Raw genomic sequence first — 22,577 nt, forward strand, 5'->3', positions numbered from 1 at the left:
CGGGCTTCGGCCTCGGGCATATTTACGCCGGGCGGAGGGCGTGCGCCGATATCCTGCGATCAGGTTCAGTGGTGCACGGCTGATCCCAGGAGGGACATTGCGCAAGTTATCGCACCATTCGGCACACCACGCGAGACCCGAGGAGGCCGGCGCCGTACGGCCGATCACCGTACTGCTGGCCGAGGACATGCCGTTGATCCGGCAGGCGCTCGCCGCGCTGCTCTCCCGTGAGCAGGACATCGACATCGTGGCCGAGCTCGACCGTGGGGAGCAGATCGTGCCGACGGCCCTGCGCCTGCGGCCCCGTATCGCCCTGCTCGACATCGACCTGCCCGGTCTCGACGGCATCAGCGCCGCCACCGAGTTGTACGAGCGCCTGCCGCAGTGCCGGAGCGTCATCCTCACCGGGCTCGGCGGCCCGGCGCACCTGCGGCGGGCGCTGTCCGCGCAGGTCGGGGGCTTCATCCGGAAGGACGCGCCGATCGCGCATCTCGCGCAGGACATCCGCAGAGTGGCGGCCGGCGAGCGGGTCATCGACCCGGAGCTGGTACTGGCCGCCGCCGGTGCCGGCGAGAACCCGCTGACTCCGCGCGAACGCGATGTCCTGCGGCTGGCCGCCGAGGGCGACTCCCCCGCGGACATCGGCGTACGGCTCTACATCTCGGTGGGCACCGTACGGAACCACCTCGCCTCGGTGGTGGCCAAGACGAAGGCGCGGAGCAGGGTGGACGCCATCAGGATCGCGAGCGAGGCGGGCTGGCTCTGACCGGCCGCCGTACGGGACCGGGCTCCCCCGGCGTGGACTGCTTCTTCTGCGAATCCACTGGATCTCCTGAATCCCCTGGATCTCTCGGATCCGACGGTGGCGGTTCCTGCCAGTGGCCCACCAGGTCGCGGTAGAGGGCCGAGCGCCGTAGCAACTCGTCGTGGCTGCCGTGCAGGACGTCCGTGCCGTCCATCAGGAGTACGCTCCGGGCGCGCAGCGCGCTGCTGATCCGGTGGGCGACGACCACCAGCGCACCGGGACGCCGGGCGAACGCCTCCTCCGCCCGTGCCTCCGCCGCCGGATCGAGGTGGCAGGTGGCCTCGTCGAGCACCACGAGGGGGGCCGGGGAGAGATAGGCGCGGGCGAGGGCGATCTGCTGGCGCTCACCCGCGGAAAGACCGGCGGCGCTGATCCGGGCGCGGTATCCGCCGAGCCGGCCGATGAGCGGCTCCAGCCCGAGCGCTGCCACCGCGTCATCCAGCTCGGCGGCGCTCGCCCCCGGGCGCAGATACGCGAGATTGTCGTGAACCGTGCCGGCGAAGACGTACGCCTCCTGCGGGATGAGGACCCGGCTCCGCGCGAGTTCCGGTCCGGAACGGCCGGCCGTCGGCGCACCCGCGAGCCGTATCTCACCGCTGTCGGGCACCAGCATTCCCGTCATGAGGCCGGCGAGGGTGGACTTGCCGATACCGCTGGGACCGACGACCGCCACATGGCCGCCTTCTTCCACGACCAGGTCGAGCCCTCGGATCAGGGGCTGGGACCGGGCCCCGTAACCGAAGGAGACGGAGCGCAGTGACAGCCGGTGGCCGTCGGGGGGAGCGGCGTGCGGGCGGTCCTTCTCCGGTGCCGGTGCCGGTGCCGATGTCGGTGCCGGTGTCGAACCCGGTGCCTGCTTCCCGGGCTGCCCGGTGCCGGGAGCGTCCACCGCCGTCTCCAGGATCCGGCGGAGGGCCACGACCAGCCGCAGCCCGCTGCCGCCGAGCCCCTGGACCAGGGTGCGCAGCGCCGGCTGGAGGCTCTGGAGCACGTACGTCACGGCGCCCATGACCGCGCCCGACGAGACGCCGTTACGGGTCAGCCAGGGCGCGGCGCCCAGCAGCAGGAGCACCGGGAGCCAGCCGCCGAGCGCGAGCGCGAGCGTGCGGACGGGCATCAGCGCGGCCAGCCGCCGCGCGGCCAGGGCCTGGGCCTCCACCCGTCGGCCCAGCGTCTCGCGCGCCTGCTCCTCCGCGCCGCAGGCGACCACGTCCCTGACCCCCGCGGCCAGGGTGCCGGCGGCTTCCGCGACCTGTTCGTCGGCGAGGATGAGGTCACGCTGACGCTCCGCCATCCGGCCGATCAGCAGGGCGAACAGCAGCACCCCCGCGAGGAGCGGCGGCAGGACCAGGGCCAGCACCAGCGGGGACAGCAGGAGCAGGCCGACGAGCGCGGCGGCGACGGTGAAGACGAACCGCCGGACGCCCATGACCAGCCCCGCGTACGACTCCCGCACCATCTCGACCTGTTGGGTGAGCCGGGAGACGCCGGAGGTCCCGGCCGGGCCGTGCCCCGCCACCGCCCGGCGCAGCGCGCCCCCCACCACCCGGCCGACCAGGTCGTCCCGGTACGGTTCGACGATCCCCGCCAGCAGGGGGTAGACCTGCCGGGTCCCCCAGGACCCGGCGAAGATGCCGGCCCCCATGAGACCCAGCCAGCCGAGACCGGCCCACGGGCGCCCCGCGGCGAACCCCGAATCCACCGCCCTGGCGACGAGTTGCCCGGTCAGGAAGGCGGGCAGCGCCTCGACCAGCGACCAGAGAACCAGCCGGACCAGGACCCGGGTACGGCCGCGCAGCGGCGCGCCGAGCTCCTGGCGCAGGCTCCGCGAAGGAACGGACGGGGCGGAGGGGGCGGAGGGAAGGGACGGGGTCCGGGTCACTTCGAGGCCGTCCCGTCGTCCGGAGCCGTCCGGTCGTCCGGAGCCGTCCGGTCGTCCGGAGCCGTCCCGTTGCCCCGTACCGGCCGGAACAGCCGCCGGTACTCCGGGTCGTGCCACAGCGCGCGGTGGGTGCCCCGGTTCCGGATGCGGCCGCCGTCCAGCCAGACGACCTGGTCCGCCGCCGCGGCCGTGGAGGCCCGGTGGGCGACGAGGATCCTGGTGCGGTCGCCCAGCGCCTCGGTGAGGGCGAGGGTGACCTGCCGTTCCGTCACGGTGTCGAGGCTGGAGGTGGCATCGTCGAGCACGAGCAGCCGCCCGGCGTGCGCGAAGGCCCGGGCCAGCCCGATCCGCTGCGCCTCGCCACCCGACATGGGCACATCGGCCAGCGGCGTCCCGTACCCCTCGGGCAGGTGCTGGACGAAATGGTCGAGACGGGCCCGGCCGGCCGCCCAGGCGATCCGCTCCGGGGACGGCTCCCGGGCCCCGTAACCGATCGCTCCGGCCATCGTGGCCCCGAAGAGGGCGGGCCGCTCGAAGGCGTGGCCGACGGCGGAGCGCAGCTCCTCCCGGGAGAGCCGGGGCAGGGGTACGCCGTCCAGGAGTACGGTGCCGCGGTCCGGGTCGGCGAGGCGGCCCGCCACGGCCGCGAGGAGCGACTTCCCCGCGCCGGAACCGCCGACGACGGCCACGGCGGTCCCACCGGGGACGACCAGGTCGATCCCGTCGAGGACGCGTACCCCCCGCCTGCTCACGGCGACATCGCGCAGTTCGAGGCGGCCGGGGCCCTCGGGCAGCCGGCCGGTGCCGTAGCTCATCCCCGGTTCCGCCAGCACCTCCGCCGCGCGGCGGCCGCCGGCCCGGGCCCGTGCCAGCCGCCCCAGCTGCACCGTGGTCATCCCCAGCCCCGCGGCGAGGGCGGTGTACTGGGCCGCGGCCACCATCTGGCCCAGGCTGATCCGGCCGCCGGCGAGCGCGAACCCGGCGACGCCGAGGACCGCCACTTCGAGGAGCGGGATCAGCAGGGCGGTCTGCGCGGCCATCCGGGTCTGGGCGCGCCACATCCCGTGGCCGAGCCGGTTCAGCTCGGGGAGGCGGTCCAGTACGCGTACGGCCTCACGGTCGGCGGTGCCCGCGGCGGCGATGGTACGGATGCCCGCGAGCGCGTCGACCAGCGCCGTCGCCAGGGCGCCCTGGGTCCGCTGATAGCCGGTGATCACCTCGGACACGTCACGGGTGAAGGCCCGCAGACACAGCAGCAGGGGCGGCAGCGCCAGCAGGAAGGTGACGGCGAGCCAGGGGTCGATGAGCCACAGCGCGACGACGCCGCCGACCGTGGGGACCAGGGACAGCACCAGCCAGGTCGCGGCGGAGACCGCGCCGGCGGCGTCGGCCGCGCCCGTCACCACCCGGCTCACCAGATCGCCGCCGGGGAAGCGGGAACCGGTGCGGGGCCCCAGGGCGAGCAGGTGGTCGAGAAGGCGGTGGCGGAGCCAGGCGGTGGCGCGGGCGGCGCTGTGGCCCGTCGCCAGCTCGGAGAGGGCCTCTCCGGTGACGAGGAGCAGGACCACCGCCGCGCATCCGGCGGTCCAGGGGCCCGCGAACCGTCCCGAGAGCGCGTCGTCCAGCGCCCTGCCGAGCAGAGCGGGGAGGCAGAGCTGAGCCACCGTCACGATCAGCGCGGTCACCATCAGGGCGGGGGCCCAGGGCCCGCTGTTCCTGGTCACCCGTAACAGCAGACGATCCGCGCCCCGGCGGTTCCGGATGGCGTCGGACCGGTCGAGGACACTCCCCGTCATGGTGTCCTCCGTTCGGATCGCTTTCGCGTCGGGCGGCTGCGAGAATGGGGCCTGAGCACAGGCCCGCCGGGATCCCGGGTGGCGGGTGATTGGTGCACTCGCCACCCGGGTCCTGACCGTGAACGGATGTTCAGGTCACTTCCGCTTCACTCAGCAGAAGACCCAGCTCGCGTCGGAGCAGTCACGGCTCTGGCCGCTGTCCAGAGCCGCCTCGTCAGCGGTCTCGGACGGCAGTTCCATCGTCTGGAGATCGAGAAGCGTCATGGTTGGTCACCTCCTTCCTGCGTGGATACGCGATGCCCGTCCTGCGGGCGCCCTCCGTCATCGGAGAGCTGGTCTGTGGGATGGTGCGGACTCAGGAACGGCAGGTGTACGGGGCGGTCGTGCAGCACGGAGCCCAGCGCGAGCAGCACCCCCGCCGTGCCTGTGGCGAGGTCCATCGAGAGCCGGAGCAACTGCTCGCCGGGGAAGGCCGGACGGCCCTGGTACGACAGCGCGTGCCAGTTGAGGGCGCGCACCTGCCGGGCGATCTCGGGGTCGTCGGCCGGAGAGGGGTGCCGGGTCGTGGCGGCGAGATGCGCCAGGATGCCTGCCCGTCCGTTGAAGAGCCCGGACTGGACGTAGAACTCCGACCGGGAGGAGAGCCGGGCACCGGCCGCGGCGATCGCGAACTGTTCGTCCTCCCGGTGGCGGAGATACGCCTCCAGCACCAGCGCGAGCCCGGCGCCACCGGTGGCGAGATAGGGCATCGTGCGCCAGCCCTCGTTCACCTGGAGGGCGCCGTCCGCGCGGGTGAAGCAGCGGCGCAGGTCCTGCCGCAGCGCGGTCGCGGCCAGGTCGAGGAAGGCCTCGTCGCCCTGTTGCTCGTACAGGCGCAGGAACAGCAGCGCGATACCGGCGGAGCCCCGCATCAGGCCCGCGTAGGGGTGTTTGCCTCCGCTCACCTCGGCGACGTCCTGTTCACCGCCGAGCCGCGAGGCCACCAGGGCGGCGGCGCGCAGGGCCGCCTCACGCAGTGAGCCGTCCCCGGTGAGGGCCGCGAAGTGGGCGAGGTTGAGCCCCACCCCCGCCAGGCCGCTGAACAGGTCCGAGCCCAGGCGCTCCCATTTCTCGTGCAGGCACAGCTCCAGCAGGTCGAGGGCCGCGCCCCGGTGGCCGAGGCCGTGCAGCGCGTGTGCCACACCGTGCAAGCCGTCGTAGAACCCCAGGCGTCCTCGCTGGTCCTTGCGTAACGCCGAGCGCAGGAGCCACTGTTCGTGCTCGGGTCTTCGGCCCGCTCCGGTCGCTCCCAGCGCGTACAGGACACCCGCCGCTCCGTAGGCGAGGCTGACGCCGCCCCCCGCGCCGAACTGCGCGATGTCACCGGGGAAGAGCCGGTCGTCCCGTTCGGGGGTGGCGCTGGCCAGGACGGCTCCGGCCAGGGCGTCGCGGGTGGCCGGCCAGCTCGCGGGGTCCGCCGTGAGCCGCACCGGCGCGGAGTACGCCGGCCGCCGCTCCCCCGAGGATCCGGCCGGGACCGGCGGTCCGGCCGATCCGTCCCGGGGCCCCTCGCCGAGGATGTCCCGTACCGCTCTGTCGAGGAACTCCCGGTCCACGGGGAACCGTTCGGCGATCTCGTCGGCGAACTGGACGCACTTGCCCAGGTCCTGCCGGAGCAGCGCGGTCAGGGGCAGGAAGACCGCGAGCCGGATACAGCCCAGCGCGTACCGGTCGACGTCGAAGCCGGTCCGGTCGCGCGGCGCGGCGTACGCGGGGTGGCCGAGCGTGGGCCGTTTACCGTCGCCCGCCAGGGTGGCCACCTCGAAGTCGATCAGGGAGACCCGGCCGTCGGGACGCACCATCACGTTATACGGATGCAGGTCCCCGAAGATCACACCCCGTTCGTGCAGCGTGGCCACGGCGCTCTCCAGCCGCTCGCAGACCCCGACCGCCCACTCGGTGTACTCGGCGATCCCCGCCGCGTCCGTCCTCGCCCCGGTGTACGGATAGCGCTGGGCGAACGTCTTGCTGAGCGGCTGCCCCTCGATGAACTCCTGGACGAGGAAGTGGTGGTCGCCCAGGAGGACGTGGTCGAGCACGGCGGGTACGGCGTCGAGCCCCGCCAGCCGCCGGAGGATGTCCCGCTCCCAGCACAGCCGCGTCACCGCGTCCGCGCCGTCCACGGTCAGCCCGGCGTGCGGGCGGGCCTCCTTGAGGATCACCTGGCGTCCGTCCCTGGTGTCCTCGGCCACGTAGACACCGCCACCGTTCGAGAAGTGCAGCACCCGCTGGACGCGGTACGGCAGGTCCGCGACGGAATCCGCCTCGCGGGCCCGCAGGTGCGGTTCGAGGAAGCCGGGCAGCGTCACCCAGGACGGCACATGGAAACCGGGCTCCCGCCGGTCGGGCACGAGGGTGCCGTCCGGGCGTTCCACCGCCGGCTCCAGCACCCCCTTGTCCGAGATCACATGGCGCTCGGTGAAGCCCCCGTACCGGACGTACAGCGGCCCCGCGCCCCAGCGCAGGTCGCTCAGGATGTACGGGCCCGGCTCACCGCCGATTTCCCGGTCCAGCCCTTCCAGGGTCTCCCGCAGTTCTTTTTCGTCCTGCGGATAGATCGTGACCAGCTTTCCGCTGGCCGCGCGGGGCGCGTACTTCATGTTGCGGGTCTGGAGGACATGACGGCCCTTCAGGAATTTGAAGGGAATTCCCCGGTCGAGACAGTAATTCCAGACCGCGTCGAGTACCTTCTCCGCGTTGTCCATGCGGGCCGAGGCGTGTATCTTCCAGCCCTGCCCGGGGCGTCGTGCCCCGTCAGGCCGGCAGACCAGCCAGTCGTCCTGCGGCGAACGGGTCCAACCGGCGGGCAGCGGACGGTCGGTGACCCCGAAGGCGAGATCCTTGTCCGCCGCCGTCGCGGGCGAGTCGAAGAACACGGGATCCGCAATGCAGTAGACGTCGTATCGCTTTTCCATCCGCTTTCCCTCCCCGCTCGTCCAGCTTCCCCCTGAGCAAGGAAAATCCTGCCAGACACTTCGGGGAACAGCCAGTGCGGAATACCTTTAATTACCCGTGAAAAACCCATGGGTGGTCTCATGGGAAACACCCGGTTCCCCCCGGGGCCGGGAATTGAGGCGGTACGCTCGAATCCCCCCACAGCACGGAGGAAGGGACCATGTTCTTACGCGCGGGCAGGCGATCGGGAACGGGAACGGGAACGGGAACGGGTGAGAACTCCCCGGCCGGCACGGACCGTACGGCCGCCGACCCGGACCCCGGGGACGTGGTCGTCCGGCTGGAGTCCGTACGGCGCGTCTACGGGACGGCACGGAACGAGGTCCATGCCCTCCGCGGCATCTCCCTCTCCTTCGCACGCGGCGGCTTCACTTCCGTCATGGGGCCCTCCGGGTCCGGCAAGAGCACGTTCCTGCACTGCGCGGCGGGGCTCGACCGGCCCACCGCCGGGCGCGTGTACGTGGGCGGCACCGAGCTGGGGGCCCTGGACGAGACCGCGCTGACCGTGCTGCGCCGCGAGGAACTGGGCTTCGTCTTCCAGGACTTCAACCTCGTCCGCTCCCTGACCGTCGAGCAGAACATCACCCTGCCCCTGCGGCTCTCACGCCGCCGGGTGGACCGGGCGTGGCTCGACGACGTCGTCGGCCGTACGGGGCTCGGGGACCGGCTCCGGCACCGGCCCGCCGAGCTGTCCGGCGGGCAGCAGCAGCGGGTCGCCGTCGCCCGCGCCCTGATCGCCAGGCCCACGGTCGTCTTCGCGGACGAACCGACCGGCGCCCTCGACCTCCGTACGGGCCGGGAGATCCTGGCGCTGCTGCGGCACGCGGTGGACGGCCTCCGCCAGACGGTGATCATGGTGACCCACGATCCCGCCGCCGCCTCCCACACCGATGACGTGCTGTTCCTCGCGGACGGGCAGCTCGCCGGTTCGCTCCCCGCGCCCACCGCCGCGGCGGTGGCCGAGCGCCTGGCCCGACTCGGGGAGGACTGACCGGTGTTACGTCTCGCCTGGCAGACGGCGAACGGCCGGAAAGCGGGGTTCGCCGGAAGCTTCGTGGCACTGGCGTTCGCGCTGCTGCTCGTCACCACCTGCGGTGTCCTCATGGAGTCCGCCCTGCGCGCCGAGGCGCCCACGGAACGGTACGCGGCCACCCCCGTCGTGATCGGCGGCCAGCCCGTCGTCACCGATGCCGGACCGCTGGCCGAGGAGCTGGCAGCGGCACCCGGCGTCGCGGCGGCCGTGCCCGAACTGTCCTTCCCGGTCACGGCCGTCGGCGGCACGGGCGCGGTGCTGGAGGCGCCGTGGGACGGCCCGTCGCTGGGGCACTCCTGGGAGAGCGCCCGGCTCGCCCCGTTCCGGCTGCGTGAGGGGCGGGCCCCGCGGGCGGCCGGGGAGGTCGTCCTCGACAGCGGGCTCGCGGCCGCGGCGCGGGCCGGGACCGGGGACCGGGTACGGCTGACGACCACCGCCGCGCCCAGGACGTTCCGCGTCGTCGGCGTGGCGGACCCGCCGAGCGCCCCGCTCCGGCAGTTCGCGGTGTTCTTCTCGCCGGGCGAGGCGTCCGAACTGGCCGCCACCGCCCGGCCCGTACGCGCGATCGGGGTCCTGCCGCGCGCCGGCACGGATCAGGCGGAGCTGCTGCGGGAGGTGCGCCGGGTCGTCGCGGCGCGCTATCCCGACGGGGCCGCCGGGAGCGGAACGGGTGCCGGCGCCGGTGGCACGGGCGGCGGCGCCCCGGAGGAGGACCGGGCGTACGACGCGGCGAACGAGCCCTCCGTCGCGACCGGCCAGGGCCGGGCCGGCGTGGAGTTCTGGGGGATCGGCTCGCCCGGCGACACCCTGTCCTCCCTCGTCGGCGCCCTCGGCGTCATCTCGCTCTCGGTGGCCGCCTTCGTGACCGCGGGCACGCTCGCCCTCTCCGTACGCCAGCGGCTGCGGGAGATCGGGCTGCTCCGGGCGGTGGGGGCCACTCCCCGGCAGATCCGCCGGATGATCGCGGCCGAGACCCTGCTGGTGACCCTGGCGGCGGCGGCCGTGGGCGTACCGGCCGGGATCGCGCTCGCCACCGTGCTCCACGGGCGGCTCGTCGACGGCGGGGTGCTGCCGCCCTCGCTCGCCCTGCACGCCGGCCCGGTCGCCCCGTGGGCGGCGGTCGCCGTGGCCGTCGTCACCGCACAGCTCGCGGTGCTCGGCGCGGCCCGCAAGGCGTCCCGGGTCCGGCCCACCGAGGTGCTGCGCGAGGCGTCGGGCCCCACCGGGCGCACCGGTCCGGCGCGGATCGTGGCCGGGCTGGCGGTGCTGGCCGTCGGCGGCGCGGTGCTGGCGTCGGTCGCCTCGGGCGGGGGTGACGGGGGGTCCGGTACCGCCGAGAGCATGGTGCTGGTCCTGATGGTGGGCGTCGCGCTGCTGGGGCCGCTGATCGCCCGGGTGGCCGGGGCGGTGCTGGGCGGTCCGGTCGCCCGGCTCTTCCCGGTGGGCGGCTTCCTGGCCGCGGCCAACCTCCGGGCGGAGCACCACCGGCTCGCGGCGGCCGTCACGCCGCTGGTCCTGGCCGTCGCGTTCACCTGCACCGTGCTGTCCGTCCCGGGGATCAAGGCGGACGGCGCCGAACGGGAGGAGCGGCGCCGGGTGCTCGCCGACCAGGTGGTGCGTGCCACGGGCGCGGGGCTGCCCGCCGGGTTCGCCGAGGAGGCCGCCGCGCTGCCCGGCGTCCGCGCGGCGACGGGCCTGCTGTACACACCGGTCGAACTCGCCGCGGCCCCGGCGGGCGCGGGCGCCGGTGACAGTGACAGTGACGACAGCGAGAGCCTCGCCTCGGCCGAGGGGGTCGCCGTACGCCCTGAGGGCCTGGCGGGCCTGCTCGACCTGGAGGTACGGGCCGGATCGCTCGCCGGGCTGCGGGGCGCGACCGTCGCGCTGGGCGCGGGTGTCGCGCGGGAGACCGGCGCAGGGGTCGGCGCCACCGTGCGGATCCGGTGGGAGGACGGGACCCGCGCCACCGCCCGGGTGGTGGCCGTGTACGAGCGGGAGCGGGGCCTCGGCGGCGTGCTGCTGCCGCGGGCGTTCGCCGCGCCGCACGCCGCGAGCCCGATGGACGAATCCGTTCTGGTGCGGACGGCGCCGGGCGCGGACCGGGACCGTACGGCCGAACGGCTGGACGCGCTCGCGGCGGCCTACCCGACGGCGCGCCCGGACGGGGCCGGCGGGAAGGGGGAGGGAGACGCGGGGGAGGGCGGAGACGCGCGGAGCGGGGGCCCGGGTCCGTCGGCCGCCTTCGGGCTGCTGCTGCTCGGGATGGTCAACGCGTTCACCGCGATCGCCGTCGTCAACACCCTCGCCATGGCCACGGCGGGCCGGGTCCGGGAGTTCGCGGTGCTGCGGTCGGCGGGCGCGACCCGGGGCCAGGTGCTGCGGATGACCGGCTGGGAGGGGGTGATCACCGTGCTGGTCGCGCTCGCGGTCGGCACCGTGGTCACGGCGGCGGTCCTGGTGCCGGTGAGCCTCGCGGCCACCGGGTCACCGGTCCCCGCGGTGCCCGCCGCGCCGGTCGGGGCGGTGCTCGCGGGCGCGGCGCTGCTGGGCGTCGTCACCGTGGTACTGAGCGCCCGCCTGTCCCTGCGTGCCGGGGAACCGCCCCGGGAAGCCCCCCGGGAAGCGTCCGGGGAACCGCCGGGTGACCCCTCCGGGGAGCGCTCCGCCGGACCAGGGGTACGGTCACGGTGAGCCGGAACCACCCCTCGCGGTCGGTCACCGCGGACAGGCTCCCCTCCAGCTCGGCGCTCCGCTCCGCGAGGTTGCGGATGCCGCTGCCGCCGGCCCCCGGGCAGCGGCCCCGTACCACGGCAGGGGCCCGTGTCCCCTCGACCGGCGCCCCGTCGTTGGACATCGTCAGACGGACCGTCCCGGCGTCCTCCTGGATCCGGACCACGATGGAGCAGCGCCGGGCCTTGCTGTGCCTCATCACATTGGTGAAGCCCTCGCGCACCACCGTCGCGAACAGCCCGTCGACGCCCGGGGGAAGGGGGCCGGCGGCGAGGTCCGTCACCACCTCGGCGCCCGCCGTCTCCAGCAGCGAGGCAGCGGCCGTCGCCTCCTTCGCCAGCGACAGGTTCCGGTAGCCGGCCGAGACGGATCTGACCTCGGCGAGCACCTCGCGCACCATCACCTGCGTCTCCAGCAGCTCCGCCTGGGCGCGCCGCGGATCGGTGGACACCAGCCCGTGGACGAGTTCGCACTTCAGGGCGACGGCCGACAAGGAGTACCCGCAGAGGTCGTGCAGATCGCGCGCGAACCGCACGCGTTCCTCGCCCACGGCCTCCCTGGCAAGTTCCGACCTGGCCGCGTTCAGTTCCCCCGCCAGGTCCGCGAGGCGGGCCACCCCGTACACCGCCAGGCCGCCGACCGTCGCCGAGATGAGCGCGCTGACCGCCTGGCCCGTGGTCTCGCCCACCGCCAGGGTGAGCGGGAACTGCAGGCCGACCGCCCCGGCGAAGACCGCCCAGGAATGCGGCAGGGGAAGCGTCAGTAACAGCGCCGCCTCGAACGAGCCGGGGATACCGACCCACGATCCCTGGAAAATCAGGTACGGCAGATAGGTCAGCGTTCCGTGGACGACAAGGCTCCACGGCCACCACGGACGGCGGCGGCGCAGGGCGGCGGGCGCCGAGTGCAGCAGATGGAGCCCCAGTACCGGCACCAGGAAGATCAGCGCTCCCGACAGATGGGGGAGACCGTCACGATTTCCGGCGGTGGCGACCACGGAGGCGGCGAAAAAACAGACGGCCACCACGATCACGATGTACCGGGCAACGCGCGGCCCGTACTCCTCGCTGAACATGAAAGCCCCGTACCCCCGTTGGTCAAGAGCGAAGAATTCGCCATTCCGTGCCGCGCCCCCCGGTCAACCCTCCCGTGCGCGCACCACGTCAAGATGAATCAAGACGAATCAAAAACCTTCATAACCTCACATATAACATCTTCACATTTCAATCAGCCGCTCTGTAGATGTATTTCAGTCACGTTAAGTCCTCTTTCAGGCCTTCGTAATCTTGGCTGGACCATGGCAGCATCGACCTGCCGTCGGCACCCCTCACCGTCATCACTTCGCAGCAATAAGCAGGAACCGCAGATACCGCAACATGTAGCCTTAAATAATGAAAGCGCGGCTGGATCTGCTGGCCACCGTGGACCAAGGTGTCACGGAGAGTGAGATCTTCCGGCTGGCCCTCCAGCACTCGGTGGCGGAGCTCGGCGGCCTGGGCGGGACCGTGCATCTGCGCGGCCCGATGTCCGCGCTGCGGCTCGTCTCCTCGACCGGGCTGCCCCCGCGCCTGGTACGGCCCTGGGAGATCATCGACCAGGAGGGGCCGACCGCCCCCGCGCGCGCCCTGCGCGAAGGCGGCGCCGGTGGGGGCGCCGGGGCCGGGGTGTGGGTGCCCACCGGGCACGGCGGCACCTGGCCGGGAACGGGGCTCGCGGCCGTACCGGTGTCCGGCCCGGAGCGTCCCGTCGGCGCGCTCACCCTCGTCATGGGGGAGCAGGGCCGGCCGACCGACGCGCAGTGGGCCTTCCTGCGGGCCGTCGTCGCCTGGGCCGAGGAGCGGATGGGGCAGGCGCCACCGCCCGCGCGGGTCCGTACCCCCGGCGAGGAGTCGGGCGGGCGGCAACTGCGGCAGGCGCTGAAGGCCGTCCAGGTCGGCACCTGGGACTGGAACATCCAGAGCGGCGAGCTGGCCTGGGACGACGCCGCCATGGACATCTACGGCACCGACCCGGCCGACTTCCTCCACAGCATCGAGAGCTGGCTCAAGGTCGTCCACCCCGACGACCTCCCCTGGACCCTCGCCGCCGTCCAGCGGTCGATCCGCGACCGGGCCGTCTTCGAGGCCGAGTACCGGGTACGGCGCCCCGGCGGCGGCTACGTCTGGACGCAGGCGCGCGGCCGGGTCGTCCTGGACGACCGGGGGGAGCCGGTCCGTATGGTCGGCCGGGCCTGGGACAGCAACGAGTCGCCCGCCGCCCGCGACGCCCTCGGCCGCGCCCTGCGCCACATGAGCGACGGCTTCCTCGCCGTGGACGAGGACTGGCGGATCACCTTCGTCAACCTCGCGGCGGAGCAGACGCTCGGCTCCTCCGAGGCGGAGCTGGTCGGCCGGGTCCTGTGGGAACTGCCCTCCGTCCGCGGCGTGCCCGACCTGGAGACACACTGCCGGCAGGCCGCCGCCGCGGGCCGCCCCGCCGGTTTCGACGTACGGGTGCCCGACGCCGGACAGCCGCCCGAGGGAGACCAGCCACCCGACTACGGAGGGACGCCCGGCGACGTACCGGCTTCCGGTGGGGTGGTGGTGCGCGACGACACGGGCGCGCCCGTCGCCGACGGGCGCAGCTACCACCTCCGGCTCGTTCCCGTGCCCGACGGCGTCACCCTCTACTTCACCGATGTCACCGAGCGCCGCCGCCGCGAGGCCGAGCAGGCCGCCACGGAACGGGCCGCCACCGAACGCTCCGCCCGGATCGCGGAGCTGACGAGCGCGCTCGCCGGGGCGACGAGCTCACGGGACGTGGTGGACGCCGTCGCACAGCGCGTGCTGACGCCGTTCGGCGCCACCGGACTGATGGTGCTGGCCGTGGAGGGCGGCAGCGGCCGGCTCTCGTACATCGGATCCGTCGGCTATCCACGCGAGTTCGTCGACGCGATCATCGGAAGCTCACCCGAGCGGGGCGGCCCGGTCTGGGAGGCCATCCTGACCGCGTCGCCGCTCTTCCTCTCCTCCGCCGACGAATTCATGGCGCGCTACCCCGCGATGCGGGGACGGCCCGCCGAGTCCGCCAAACAGGCGTGGGCGTTCCTGCCGCTGACCGCCTCCGGCCACACCTTCGGCATCTGCGTGTTCGCCTTCGACCGGCCGCGCCACTTCTCCGACAGCGACCGTACGCTGCTGACCGCGATCAGCGCGCTCGTCGCCCACGCCCTGGAGCGGGCCCGGCTGTACGACGCCGAGCACACCCGGTCCCGCGAACTCCAGCGCGTCCTGCTCCCCCACACGCTGCCCGAACTCCCCGCGTGCACGGCCGCCGCCCGCTATCTGCCCGCCGGGCAGGGCATGGACGTCGGCGGCGACTGGTACGACGTCATCCCGCTCTCCGCCGGACAGGTCGCGCTGGTCATCGGCGACGTGATGGGCCACGGGCTCTCCGAGGCGGCCACCATGGGACGGGTCCGTACCGCCGTCCACACCCTGGCCGCCCTCGAACTGCCGCCCGACGAGATCATGAACCACCTCAACGACATCGTCGGCGCCCTCGGCGAGGACTCGTTCGTCACCTGCCTGTACGCGCTGTACGACTCGACCACCCGGATCTGCTCCTTCGCCCGCGCCGGACACCCGCCGCCCGCCGTGGTCCACCCCGACGGCACCGTCCACTTCCCCGACCTGGCCCCCGACCCGCCGCTCGGCGCGGCCGAGCCGCCGTTCGAGACGGTGGAACTGACGGTCCCCGAGGAGGGGCTGCTCGTCCTCTACACCGACGGCCTCGTCGAGGCGAAGGGGCGCGAGATCGACGAGGGGATGACCGCCCTCGCGGACCTGCTCCGCAGCGCGGACACCTCCCCCACCGCCGACCTGGACCAGCTCTGCGACACCCTGACGGCCGGACTGCTCCCCGCCGACCAGCCCACCCCCGACGACGCGGCGCTCCTGGTCGCCCGCGTCCACGCGCTCGCCGCCGACCACATGGCCTCCTGGCCGCTCCCCTCGCATCCGCAGGCGGCCGGGGAGGCGCGCAAGCACGTACGGGAACAGCTCGCCGCCTGGGGCCTCGACGACCTGGCGATGACCACGGAACTGCTGGCGAGCGAGCTGGTCGGCAACGTCGTACGGCACGCCAAGGGCCCCGTACGGCTCCGGCTGCTGCGCAGCGCCGAACTGGTCTGCGAGGTCGGCGACGGCAGCCTGACCACCCCCCGAATCCGGCGCGCCTCGGCGACGGACGAGGGCGGACGGGGGCTCCAGCTCATCACGGCGCTCTCGCAGCGGTGGGGGACGCGCTACACGGCGACGGGCAAGTGCATCTGGACCGAGCAGGCGCTCCCGGGAACGGAGGAGTACCGCGCGGGACTCGCGTCCGGCGGGGGCGCGGACTTCGCCCTCGGCGAGGACTTCGGGTCGCTGGGGGACTTCGTCACGGGCGAGCTGTGAGGCGGAAACCCGGTCAGTGTGTCGCCACCCCGCGCAGGAGTGTGTCGAGCAGGCGTGACGCCAGCGCGTCCGGATCGGCGTCGGCGTCCGGGCCCGCCGGTGCGGTCATGCCGTCCACCGTTTCCGTGAGCAGCGCGAGGTAGACGCGCCGGGCCCAGGCCGCGTCGGCGTCCGGGGGCAGGATCCCGGCCTCCTTGGCGCGGTGGAAGGCCGCGTCGCACTTCTCCATGACGGACGCCTGGAGCGTACGGGCCTCCGCGCCCAGCGGTACGGACCTGGCCAGGGTGAAGCGCCAACCCGGCTTGGTCCTGAGGATGTTCGCGGTGGCCTGGTGGAGCGCCACCAGGGGCGGGGCGGTGCGCGGGCGCGCCGCCTCGACGGCCTCGTCCATCTCCCGCCAGGCGGTGGCCTCCATGGCCTCGATCAGCGCCTCACGGCTGGCGAACCGCCGGTGGATGGTGGTGCGCGCGACCCCGGCGGCCTCGGCGATCTGCTCGGTCGTGGCCGCCGGGTTCTCGCCGAGCAGCCGCTCGGCGGCGGTCATGATCGCGCGCATGCTCCGTTCGGCGTCCGCCCTGAGGCGTCTTCCTGGTGTGGTGGCCATGGCCAGAAGTTACATCACCGTCCGACTTTCCTGACTAACTGCTACTTCACGTTGCAGTTATGTGCTTAACTCGAACACGTAGACGCAGTATTGCCGCGTGATCAAGGAGCGTACGTACTCATGACCAGCACCAGGAACTCACTCGCCCTCGTCACCGGCGCCTCCTCCGGCATCGGCGCCGCATTCGTCCGCCGGCTCGCCGCGCGCGGCGACGATGTCGTCCTCGTCGCGCGCGGCGAGGAGAAGCTACGGGCCCTGGCCGAGGAGGTACGCGGGCGGTACGGCGTACGGGCCGAGGTGATCGTCCAGGACCTGGCCGCGCCCGATGCCGCGGCGCGGGTGACCGGGGAGCTGACCGCGCGCGGGCTCACCGTCGACCTGCTCGTGAACAACGCGGGCTTCGGCACGGCGGGCCGCGTCCAGCACCTCGACGCCGGCCGCGAGCACGACGAACTCATGGTGAACGTGGTGGCGCTCGCGGATCTGACGTACGCCCTCGTCCCCGGCATGCTCGCGCGCGGCTCGGGGGCCGTGGTGAACATCAGCTCCACGGCCGCCCTCAACATCGCGCCGTACCTGGCGACCTACGCCGCGTCCAAGGCGTTCGTGCTCAACTTCAGCCTCGCCCTGTGGAGCGAGTTGCGCGGTACGGGGGTCACGGTGCTGGCCGTCGCGCCGGGTCCCGTCGAGACGGCGTTCTTCGAGCGGCTCGGCGCCCTGAAGGCGGCGCTCGGGGGGACGTTGAACACACCGGAGAACGTCGCCGCCGCGGCCCTGCGCGCGCTCGACCGCGACCGCGGCTATGTGGTGCCCGGCCGGGGCAACTTCGCGACGGCCCACCTCACACCGCGGCGCCCGCGCAAGCTGGTGGCCCGGATCGGCCGGTGGGTCACCCGGGGCGTCGCGGAGGCGCCGGCCCCCGCCGCCGCCTCCGCCGCAGCGCACTGAACCGGTGGGGCGCGCCGATACGTGCCGGGGCGGGCGCAGTTGCGCGCCGAGGGGTGCAGACAGGCGCCGGGGGATGCAGACACGCGCTGGAGGATGCGGATACGCGCGGGGGGATGCGGATACGCGCCGGAGCGGGCTCGGGAGCGTATGAATTCCGCCATATCTGAGCGATCGCGGGGCGCGGACGGCGATTCGGTGCCAGCATCGCCGTCCGGGTCAGCCCGAGGCCAGACCCGTCAGGACCTCGGCAGACGCGCGGAGATCGGGTAGCGGTGCGAGGCAATTCATCGCGCCAAACCGCCCCTTCCGCGTTTGCGCCCCGGGAACCGGGCGCCGAAGCCTTTACGCAAAGGTCACTTGGTCCACTACTCTTCCACCTGTCACACCGAAGCAACACACTGCATACACTCAACACGCCACACCCCTGGCCTTGTTGGGCCATCCGCGTCCACCGCGACGCCCACCCCTCCCTCGTCTCCACCCCCGTCTCCATCCCTCTCCACCCCCCTCCCCCTTTGCCGACCGATCGCAGATCCCGGACCTCTGATCCCGGAACTCGGTCACGGATCCGCGTACCCCGTCCCCGCGGGTGACGCTGGAGGCAAGCTGCGCATGTCAGAGATGAGCGGTGCCGACCCCACTCGGCCCATCGATCAGCGATCTCCCGCCGAGCCGCCGGGCGCCGTTCCCGTGCCTCCGGGCGGACTCCCCGCCCCGGCGGTCCCGCCCGGCCCCGTGAACGCTCACGCCCCCGCACTACCGGTCGCCCCCGCACCACCGGTCGCCCCCATAGCCCCGGCCGGCCCCGTACCCCCGCACCGTCCGGGCAAGGAACTCGCTGCCCTGCGCGCGCCCGATCCGTCCGCCGGCCCCGACCCGTCGGACCTGGAACTCTTCGAGGACGCGCCCGGAACCGCCCCGGCGGCCCTGGACGCACCCACCGCCGTGATCTCCGCCGACCCCCTCGCCGGCACCGACCCCGGCCGGCTGCCCCCGGAAGGGCTGCCCAACGGGCTCGGCTGGCCGCGCGGTTCGGTCGGGCCCTCGGCGCTGCTGCCCGTGCCGCCGCCGGGGCCGCCGCCCGGGCCCGGGCCGGGCACACTGCCGGGCGGGCGGATCCCGTTCGAGCAGCCCGAGCAGCACGGCCGCTCCCTGTGGGTCACCGTGCTCGCCGGGGTCGCCGCGCTCGCCTGCGGCGCCACGTTCGTCGTCATGGCCGGATCGCAGGACCGGGAGGCCGTGAAGGCCGCCGCGCCGGTCACCGGAGCGACCGTCCCCGGGCTGCGCGGCTACCCCGAGCCCCCGGAGGGCAATCCGGGCGACGGCGGCGACTCCGCGGGGTCCCTGTCGGAGGCCGAGTCCGCGGTCTCCCCGGGCGTCCAGCACAACGAGGCCGCGAACGATCCGCCGCGCGCCGCGAACACCGGCGAGCCGGGCTCCGAGGACGGCAAGGACGCCACCACCGGCGGCGCGGACGGCGACGGCGAGAAGGGTGACTCCGCGTCAGGAGGCTCCGGCTCGGGCTCCGGATCCGGCGGCAACCCCGCCCCGGGCCCCGGATCGGCCGGCGGCTGGGGCGACGGCGGCAGCAACGGCGGGGGCGGCAGCGGCTGGAACGGCGGCTCGATCGGCCGGCCGACCTCCTCGCCGGACCACAAGGCGGCCATGCAGGCCGTCAACTACCCGGACCGCTACTGGTACGTTCGCGGCAACGGCGTCGGCTACCTCGACCAGGTCAGCCGCGGTGCGGCGGCCTTCACCGTCAAGGAGGGCCTCAGCGACCCGAAGTGCTACTCCTTCGCCCTGAGCAACGGCCGCTACCTGCGCCACGCGAACTTCCGGCTGCGCGCCGACTCCGACAACGGCGGCACCTTCCGCAAGGACGCCACCTTCTGCCCGCGCTCCGCCGGCAACGGCACGATCATGCTGGAGGCCGTCAACTACCCCGGCCGCTTCATCCGCCACCGTAACTTCCAGCTCCTGCTCGACCCGTACCAGAACAGCAGCCTCTACCGGGCGGACACCGCCTTCCGGATGGTCTCCAGCTGACGGCCCGGACCCTGCCCCGGTGGGAGGGGCGGGGTCCGGACCTGATCGGCCGATGGCATAGGGTCGTGCGCCGTCGGGACTTCGAACACCCGTCCTGGGAGAACCGGTGGGAAACGCGCGTTGGATCGTCCCGGTGATGGCCGGGCTGGTGATGACCCCGATCGCGGTCGGCCTCGGCTTTCTGCTGATCTCGTCGGTCAACGACGGGCAGGATGCCGACCTCGGCGCGCCCGCGCCGATGGGGACCGAGCTGAAGGCCGGCGACGGTGGTGTGCCCCCCGAGTACGGGCAGCTCATCCTCGACGCGGCGGCCGACTGCGACGAGAAGCTGCCCGCCACCGTCCTGGCGGCGCAGCTCAAGCAGGGCAGCAACTTCCAGGCGCGCGCCCAGTCGATCGAGTCCGGGGACCGTCCGCCGGCGCAGGGCATCGCCCAGTTCCGGCCGGACGTGTGGAAGGCCGAGGGTTACGACGCCAACGAGGACGGCCGGGTGGACGTCTGGGACCCCGCCGACGCCATACCGTCGCAGGGCCGGGCGATGTGCAAGCTCCTCGTGAAGGCAAAGGAACACCCGGACTACCGCGGCAAACCGATCGAGGTGGCCCTGGCCGCGTACCACGCCGGGTGGGAGACGGTGGAGACGTACCGCGGTGTGCCACGCGCCAGTTGGTCGGACGGGGCGACGTACGAGTACGTCCGCGGTGTCGTGAAGTCCTCCTCCTACATGGTGGTCCCGGCCGGCGGTTCACTGCCGGGGAACTGGACCCTCCCCGTCGTCGGCCCGGCGGGCGCCCCGTACCACCAGCAGGGCTCCTCCTGGTCCACCGGCTTCCACACGGGCATCGACTTCGTCGTGCCCACGGGGACCGAGGTCCGGGCGATCGGCCCGGGCGAGGTGGTCACGGCGGGCCCGGGCGGTGACTACGGCAACCAGATCGTCATCCGCCACGAGGACGGCACGTACAGCCAGTACGCCCATCTCCTGGAGATACGGGTCACCGCCGGCCAGCGCGTGGAGGGCTCCCGGGTCATCGGTTTCTCCGGCGCCACGGGCAATGTGACGGGCCCGCACCTCCACTTCGAGATCCGTACGGGCCCGGACTTCGGCTCGGACGTCTCCCCGCTGCCGTATCTGCGGGGGAAGGGCCTGATCAGCTAGGCCGCGGCCGTTCGGAGTACGCCCGGGGACTCAGCGCCCGCCGGTGCAGACGCCCGTCTCCCAGGCCCAGGCCGCGATCTCGACGCGGTTGCGGGCGGCGAGTTTGCGCTGGATGTTGCCCAGGTGGGTCTTGACCGTGGAGTGGGTGACGTACAGCTCCCCCGCCACCTCCTCGTTGGTGCGACCGCGGGCGACCAGGCGGACGACGTCGAGTTCGCGCTGGGTGAGGGGGTCGGTGAGCCGGGCGGTCGTACGGGGGGCGAGGGGGGCTGGGCGGGATCCGGAGTGCTCCCGCGGGGGCGGTGCCATGTGCCGCAGGAGGCGGACGGTGACGGAGGGGGAGATGAGGGAGTTGCCGGCGGCCGCCGCGCGTACGGCTTCGGCGAGGAGGGCGGGGGCGCCGTCCTTGAGGAGAAAGCCGCAGGCGCCGTTGCGCAGGGCCTGGTAGACGTACTCGTCGAGGTCGAAGGTGGTGGCGATCACGACATTGAGCGGGTCGGGAACGTCCGGTCCTGCCAGCAGGCGGGTGGCCGCCAGACCGTCCATGCCGGGCATGCGGATGTCGAGGAGGCAGACGTCCGGGCGGAGCCGGCGGGCCGCCTCCACCGCGTCGGTGCCGTCGGCCGCCTCGGCGACGACGTCCATGTCCGGCTGGGCGCCGAGGATCATGCGGAAGGCCGACCGGATCATGTCCTGGTCGTCGGCGATCAGGACCCGGATCTTCATGGGGAAATGGTCGCAGAGCTGTCCTGCCGGTCCGCGCGGTCCTGGCCTTCCGCGCGGTCCTGGCCTTCCGCGCGGTCCTGACGGTCCGTCCGGGGTGACGGCGGGAGGGGGATGCCGGCCGTGACCTCCCAGCCGGGGCCGCCGCGCCGGGGACCGGCGGTGAAGTGACCGCCGAGGGCCTCGACCCGTTCGGCGAGTCCGAGGAGGCCGTAGCCGCCGCGGTGCTGTCCTGGCGGCGCCCCGCTCGCGGTCCGGCCGTCGTCGTTGACCGAGACATCCAGTTGGCCGGGTTCACCGGCCCGGAGGCGGATGTCCACGGTGATGTGCCCGGCGGCGTCGGCGTACTTGCGGATGTTGGTGAGGGATTCCTGCACCAGGCGGTGCACGGTGGTGCTGATCTCCGGAGGCAGGGAGCGTCCGGCGAGCCGGGGGTCGAGGGCGAGCCGGGCGGGCGGGCCCGCGGCGGCGAAGCTCTCGACGAGGTCGCGCACGCGGGTGAGGTCGCCTCCGGGGAGGGTGGCGGCCGGATGTCCCGGGGCGCGCAGCATGGAGACCATGCCGCGCATCGACTCCATCGCCTGTGAACCGGCCTCCTCGATCCCGGCGAACACCTGGTCCAGGTCGGCGGGGGCCGGTGCCTGGCCGGCCGAGGTGACATAGCGGGCCGCCTTGGCCTGCGCGACGATCGCGGTGACGTGGTGGGCCACGAAGTCGTGCAGCTCCCGGGCGTGCTCCAGTCGCTCGGCCTGGCGGGCGGCCTGCTCGGCGGCGTTCCGCTCGCGGTCGCGCAGGGTGTCGACGAGGCGCAGATACAGGCCCAGTACGACCATCAGCACGGTGGCGAAGAGGAGCACCGGCGCCCCGATCGTCTTCACGTACTCGTACTCGGTCTCCGGGATCCGCAGGAGCAGCAGCGGGGCGGCCACGCCGGTCGGCGGGAGCAGCACGATGTTCCACAGCGGCGACTGATGACGCACGGTACGGGCGATCAGCAGCAGGAGCGCGCACAGTTCCGTCATCCCCGGGGTGTTCTCGGGCCGCTGGGGCAGCTGCATCTCCGTCACCGACAGCGCGAGGGACGCGGCCACGGCGCAGCCGGCGACGAGTGAGAACCGCGCGGGCGGCACGAACAGGGCCACCACGCACAGTGCACCGGTGACGGTGGTGGCGGCCGCGGTGGGGGCGTAGCCGGTGTTGAGCCCCTCGGCGACGAGCACCGCGAGGACGGCGGCACCGGCCACCACCAGCAGGACCTGATGGGTGCGGGAGCGGCCCCGGAAGGCGTGCATCATGCCACCCGACGTTACGGCGCCGACCGGCCCGCCCGCCTCGGTCCTTCGGCCGATACGGGCGGGCCGGACCGTTCGGCATTCCGGCTGATCCGCGGCGGGCCCGGCGCGCCGGATGATCGGGGT

General features: G+C 73.5%; 14 protein-coding genes and 1 pseudogene. 7 read left to right on the top strand and 8 right to left on the bottom strand.

All coding sequences use genetic code 11. The features are described 5' to 3' along the window. Positions 1 to 163 precede the first annotated feature (163 nt). Positions 164 to 766 (top strand): DNA-binding response regulator, encoded by a 603-nt coding sequence (locus ACFTZC_RS22320; protein WP_382892416.1) that lies wholly within the window; start codon positions 164 to 166, stop codon positions 764 to 766. On the opposite strand, the gene ACFTZC_RS22325 is transcribed toward ACFTZC_RS22320, so the two are convergent. From ACFTZC_RS22325 to lanKC, 4 genes are all read right to left on the bottom strand, one after another. After that, a complete protein-coding gene (locus tag ACFTZC_RS22325) occupies positions 735 to 2,687 on the bottom strand; it encodes an ATP-binding cassette domain-containing protein (protein WP_382892320.1) in 1,953 nt (650 codons plus the stop codon). The genes ACFTZC_RS22320 and ACFTZC_RS22325 overlap by 32 nt on opposite strands. After that, complete coding sequence (locus tag ACFTZC_RS22330) at positions 2,684 to 4,483, bottom strand: ABC transporter transmembrane domain-containing protein (protein WP_382892322.1); 1,800 nt, start codon at positions 4,481 to 4,483, stop codon at positions 2,684 to 2,686. The genes ACFTZC_RS22325 and ACFTZC_RS22330 overlap by 4 nt, the downstream gene beginning before the upstream one ends. Positions 4,484 to 4,633: 150 nt before the next feature. After that, positions 4,634 to 4,747, bottom strand: coding sequence for a SapB/AmfS family lanthipeptide (locus tag ACFTZC_RS22335; protein ID WP_365815889.1), 114 nt, complete (start codon positions 4,745 to 4,747; stop codon positions 4,634 to 4,636). Then, the gene (lanKC, locus tag ACFTZC_RS22340; protein WP_382892324.1) at positions 4,744 to 7,437 is read right to left on the bottom strand and encodes a class III lanthionine synthetase LanKC; all 2,694 of its coding nucleotides are present in this window, start codon (positions 7,435 to 7,437) and stop codon (positions 4,744 to 4,746) included. The genes ACFTZC_RS22335 and lanKC overlap by 4 nt, the downstream gene beginning before the upstream one ends. A gap of 200 nt (positions 7,438 to 7,637) precedes the next feature. Here lanKC and ACFTZC_RS22345 point away from each other — a divergent pair, with 200 nt between their 5' ends. Next, on the top strand, positions 7,638 to 8,468 hold the full coding sequence (locus ACFTZC_RS22345; RefSeq protein ID WP_382892326.1) for an ABC transporter ATP-binding protein: 831 nt from the start codon (positions 7,638 to 7,640) through the stop codon (positions 8,466 to 8,468). 111 nt (positions 8,469 to 8,579) lie between these two features. After that, a pseudogene (locus ACFTZC_RS22350) lies at positions 8,580 to 11,036 on the top strand (FtsX-like permease family protein); the annotation flags it as partial. Positions 11,037 to 11,064: 28 nt separating this feature from the next. Here ACFTZC_RS22350 and ACFTZC_RS22355 read toward each other — a convergent pair. Continuing rightward, positions 11,065 to 12,315 carry a sensor histidine kinase gene (locus ACFTZC_RS22355; RefSeq protein WP_382892328.1) on the bottom strand — a complete coding sequence of 417 codons (1,251 nt, stop codon included), beginning with the start codon at positions 12,313 to 12,315 and terminating at the stop codon, positions 11,065 to 11,067. Positions 12,316 to 12,631: 316 nt separating this feature from the next. On the opposite strand from ACFTZC_RS22355, the gene ACFTZC_RS22360 reads away from it, so the two are divergent. Beyond that, positions 12,632 to 15,676, top strand: a complete 3,045-nt coding sequence (locus ACFTZC_RS22360) for a SpoIIE family protein phosphatase (RefSeq protein ID WP_382892330.1) — start codon at positions 12,632 to 12,634, stop codon at positions 15,674 to 15,676. A 13-nt stretch (positions 15,677 to 15,689) separates the two neighbouring features. Here ACFTZC_RS22360 and ACFTZC_RS22365 read toward each other — a convergent pair whose 3' ends face one another. Further along, positions 15,690 to 16,280: a TetR/AcrR family transcriptional regulator gene (locus ACFTZC_RS22365; protein ID WP_382892332.1), complete on the bottom strand. Its 591-nt coding sequence runs from the start codon at positions 16,278 to 16,280 to the stop codon at positions 15,690 to 15,692. Positions 16,281 to 16,400: 120 nt separating this feature from the next. On the opposite strand from ACFTZC_RS22365, the gene ACFTZC_RS22370 reads away from it, so the two are divergent. The 3 genes from ACFTZC_RS22370 to ACFTZC_RS22380 all read left to right on the top strand — a co-directional run bounded on the left by ACFTZC_RS22370 (position 16,401) and on the right by ACFTZC_RS22380 (position 20,436). After that, positions 16,401 to 17,228 carry an SDR family NAD(P)-dependent oxidoreductase gene (locus ACFTZC_RS22370; RefSeq protein WP_382892334.1) on the top strand — a complete coding sequence of 276 codons (828 nt, stop codon included), beginning with the start codon at positions 16,401 to 16,403 and terminating at the stop codon, positions 17,226 to 17,228. A gap of 612 nt (positions 17,229 to 17,840) precedes the next feature. Next, positions 17,841 to 19,277 carry an AbfB domain-containing protein gene (locus ACFTZC_RS22375; protein WP_382892337.1) on the top strand — a complete coding sequence of 479 codons (1,437 nt, stop codon included), beginning with the start codon at positions 17,841 to 17,843 and terminating at the stop codon, positions 19,275 to 19,277. A 106-nt stretch (positions 19,278 to 19,383) separates the two neighbouring features. Further along, positions 19,384 to 20,436 carry a peptidoglycan DD-metalloendopeptidase family protein gene (locus ACFTZC_RS22380; RefSeq protein ID WP_382892339.1) on the top strand — a complete coding sequence of 351 codons (1,053 nt, stop codon included), beginning with the start codon at positions 19,384 to 19,386 and terminating at the stop codon, positions 20,434 to 20,436. A gap of 30 nt (positions 20,437 to 20,466) precedes the next feature. Here the strand turns inward: ACFTZC_RS22380 and ACFTZC_RS22385 are convergent, their stop codons facing one another. Beyond that, positions 20,467 to 21,162, bottom strand: a complete 696-nt coding sequence (locus tag ACFTZC_RS22385; RefSeq protein ID WP_382892341.1) for a response regulator — start codon at positions 21,160 to 21,162, stop codon at positions 20,467 to 20,469. Then, on the bottom strand, positions 21,159 to 22,454 hold the full coding sequence (locus ACFTZC_RS22390; RefSeq protein ID WP_382892343.1) for a sensor histidine kinase: 1,296 nt from the start codon (positions 22,452 to 22,454) through the stop codon (positions 21,159 to 21,161). Before ACFTZC_RS22390 ends, ACFTZC_RS22385 begins: the two co-directional genes overlap by 4 nt. Positions 22,455 to 22,577: the final 123 nt, after the last annotated feature.

This window comes from Streptomyces sp. NPDC056987, assembly GCF_042673865.1.
In the GTDB taxonomy this organism is placed as follows: Bacteria; Actinomycetota; Actinomycetes; order Streptomycetales; family Streptomycetaceae; genus Streptomyces.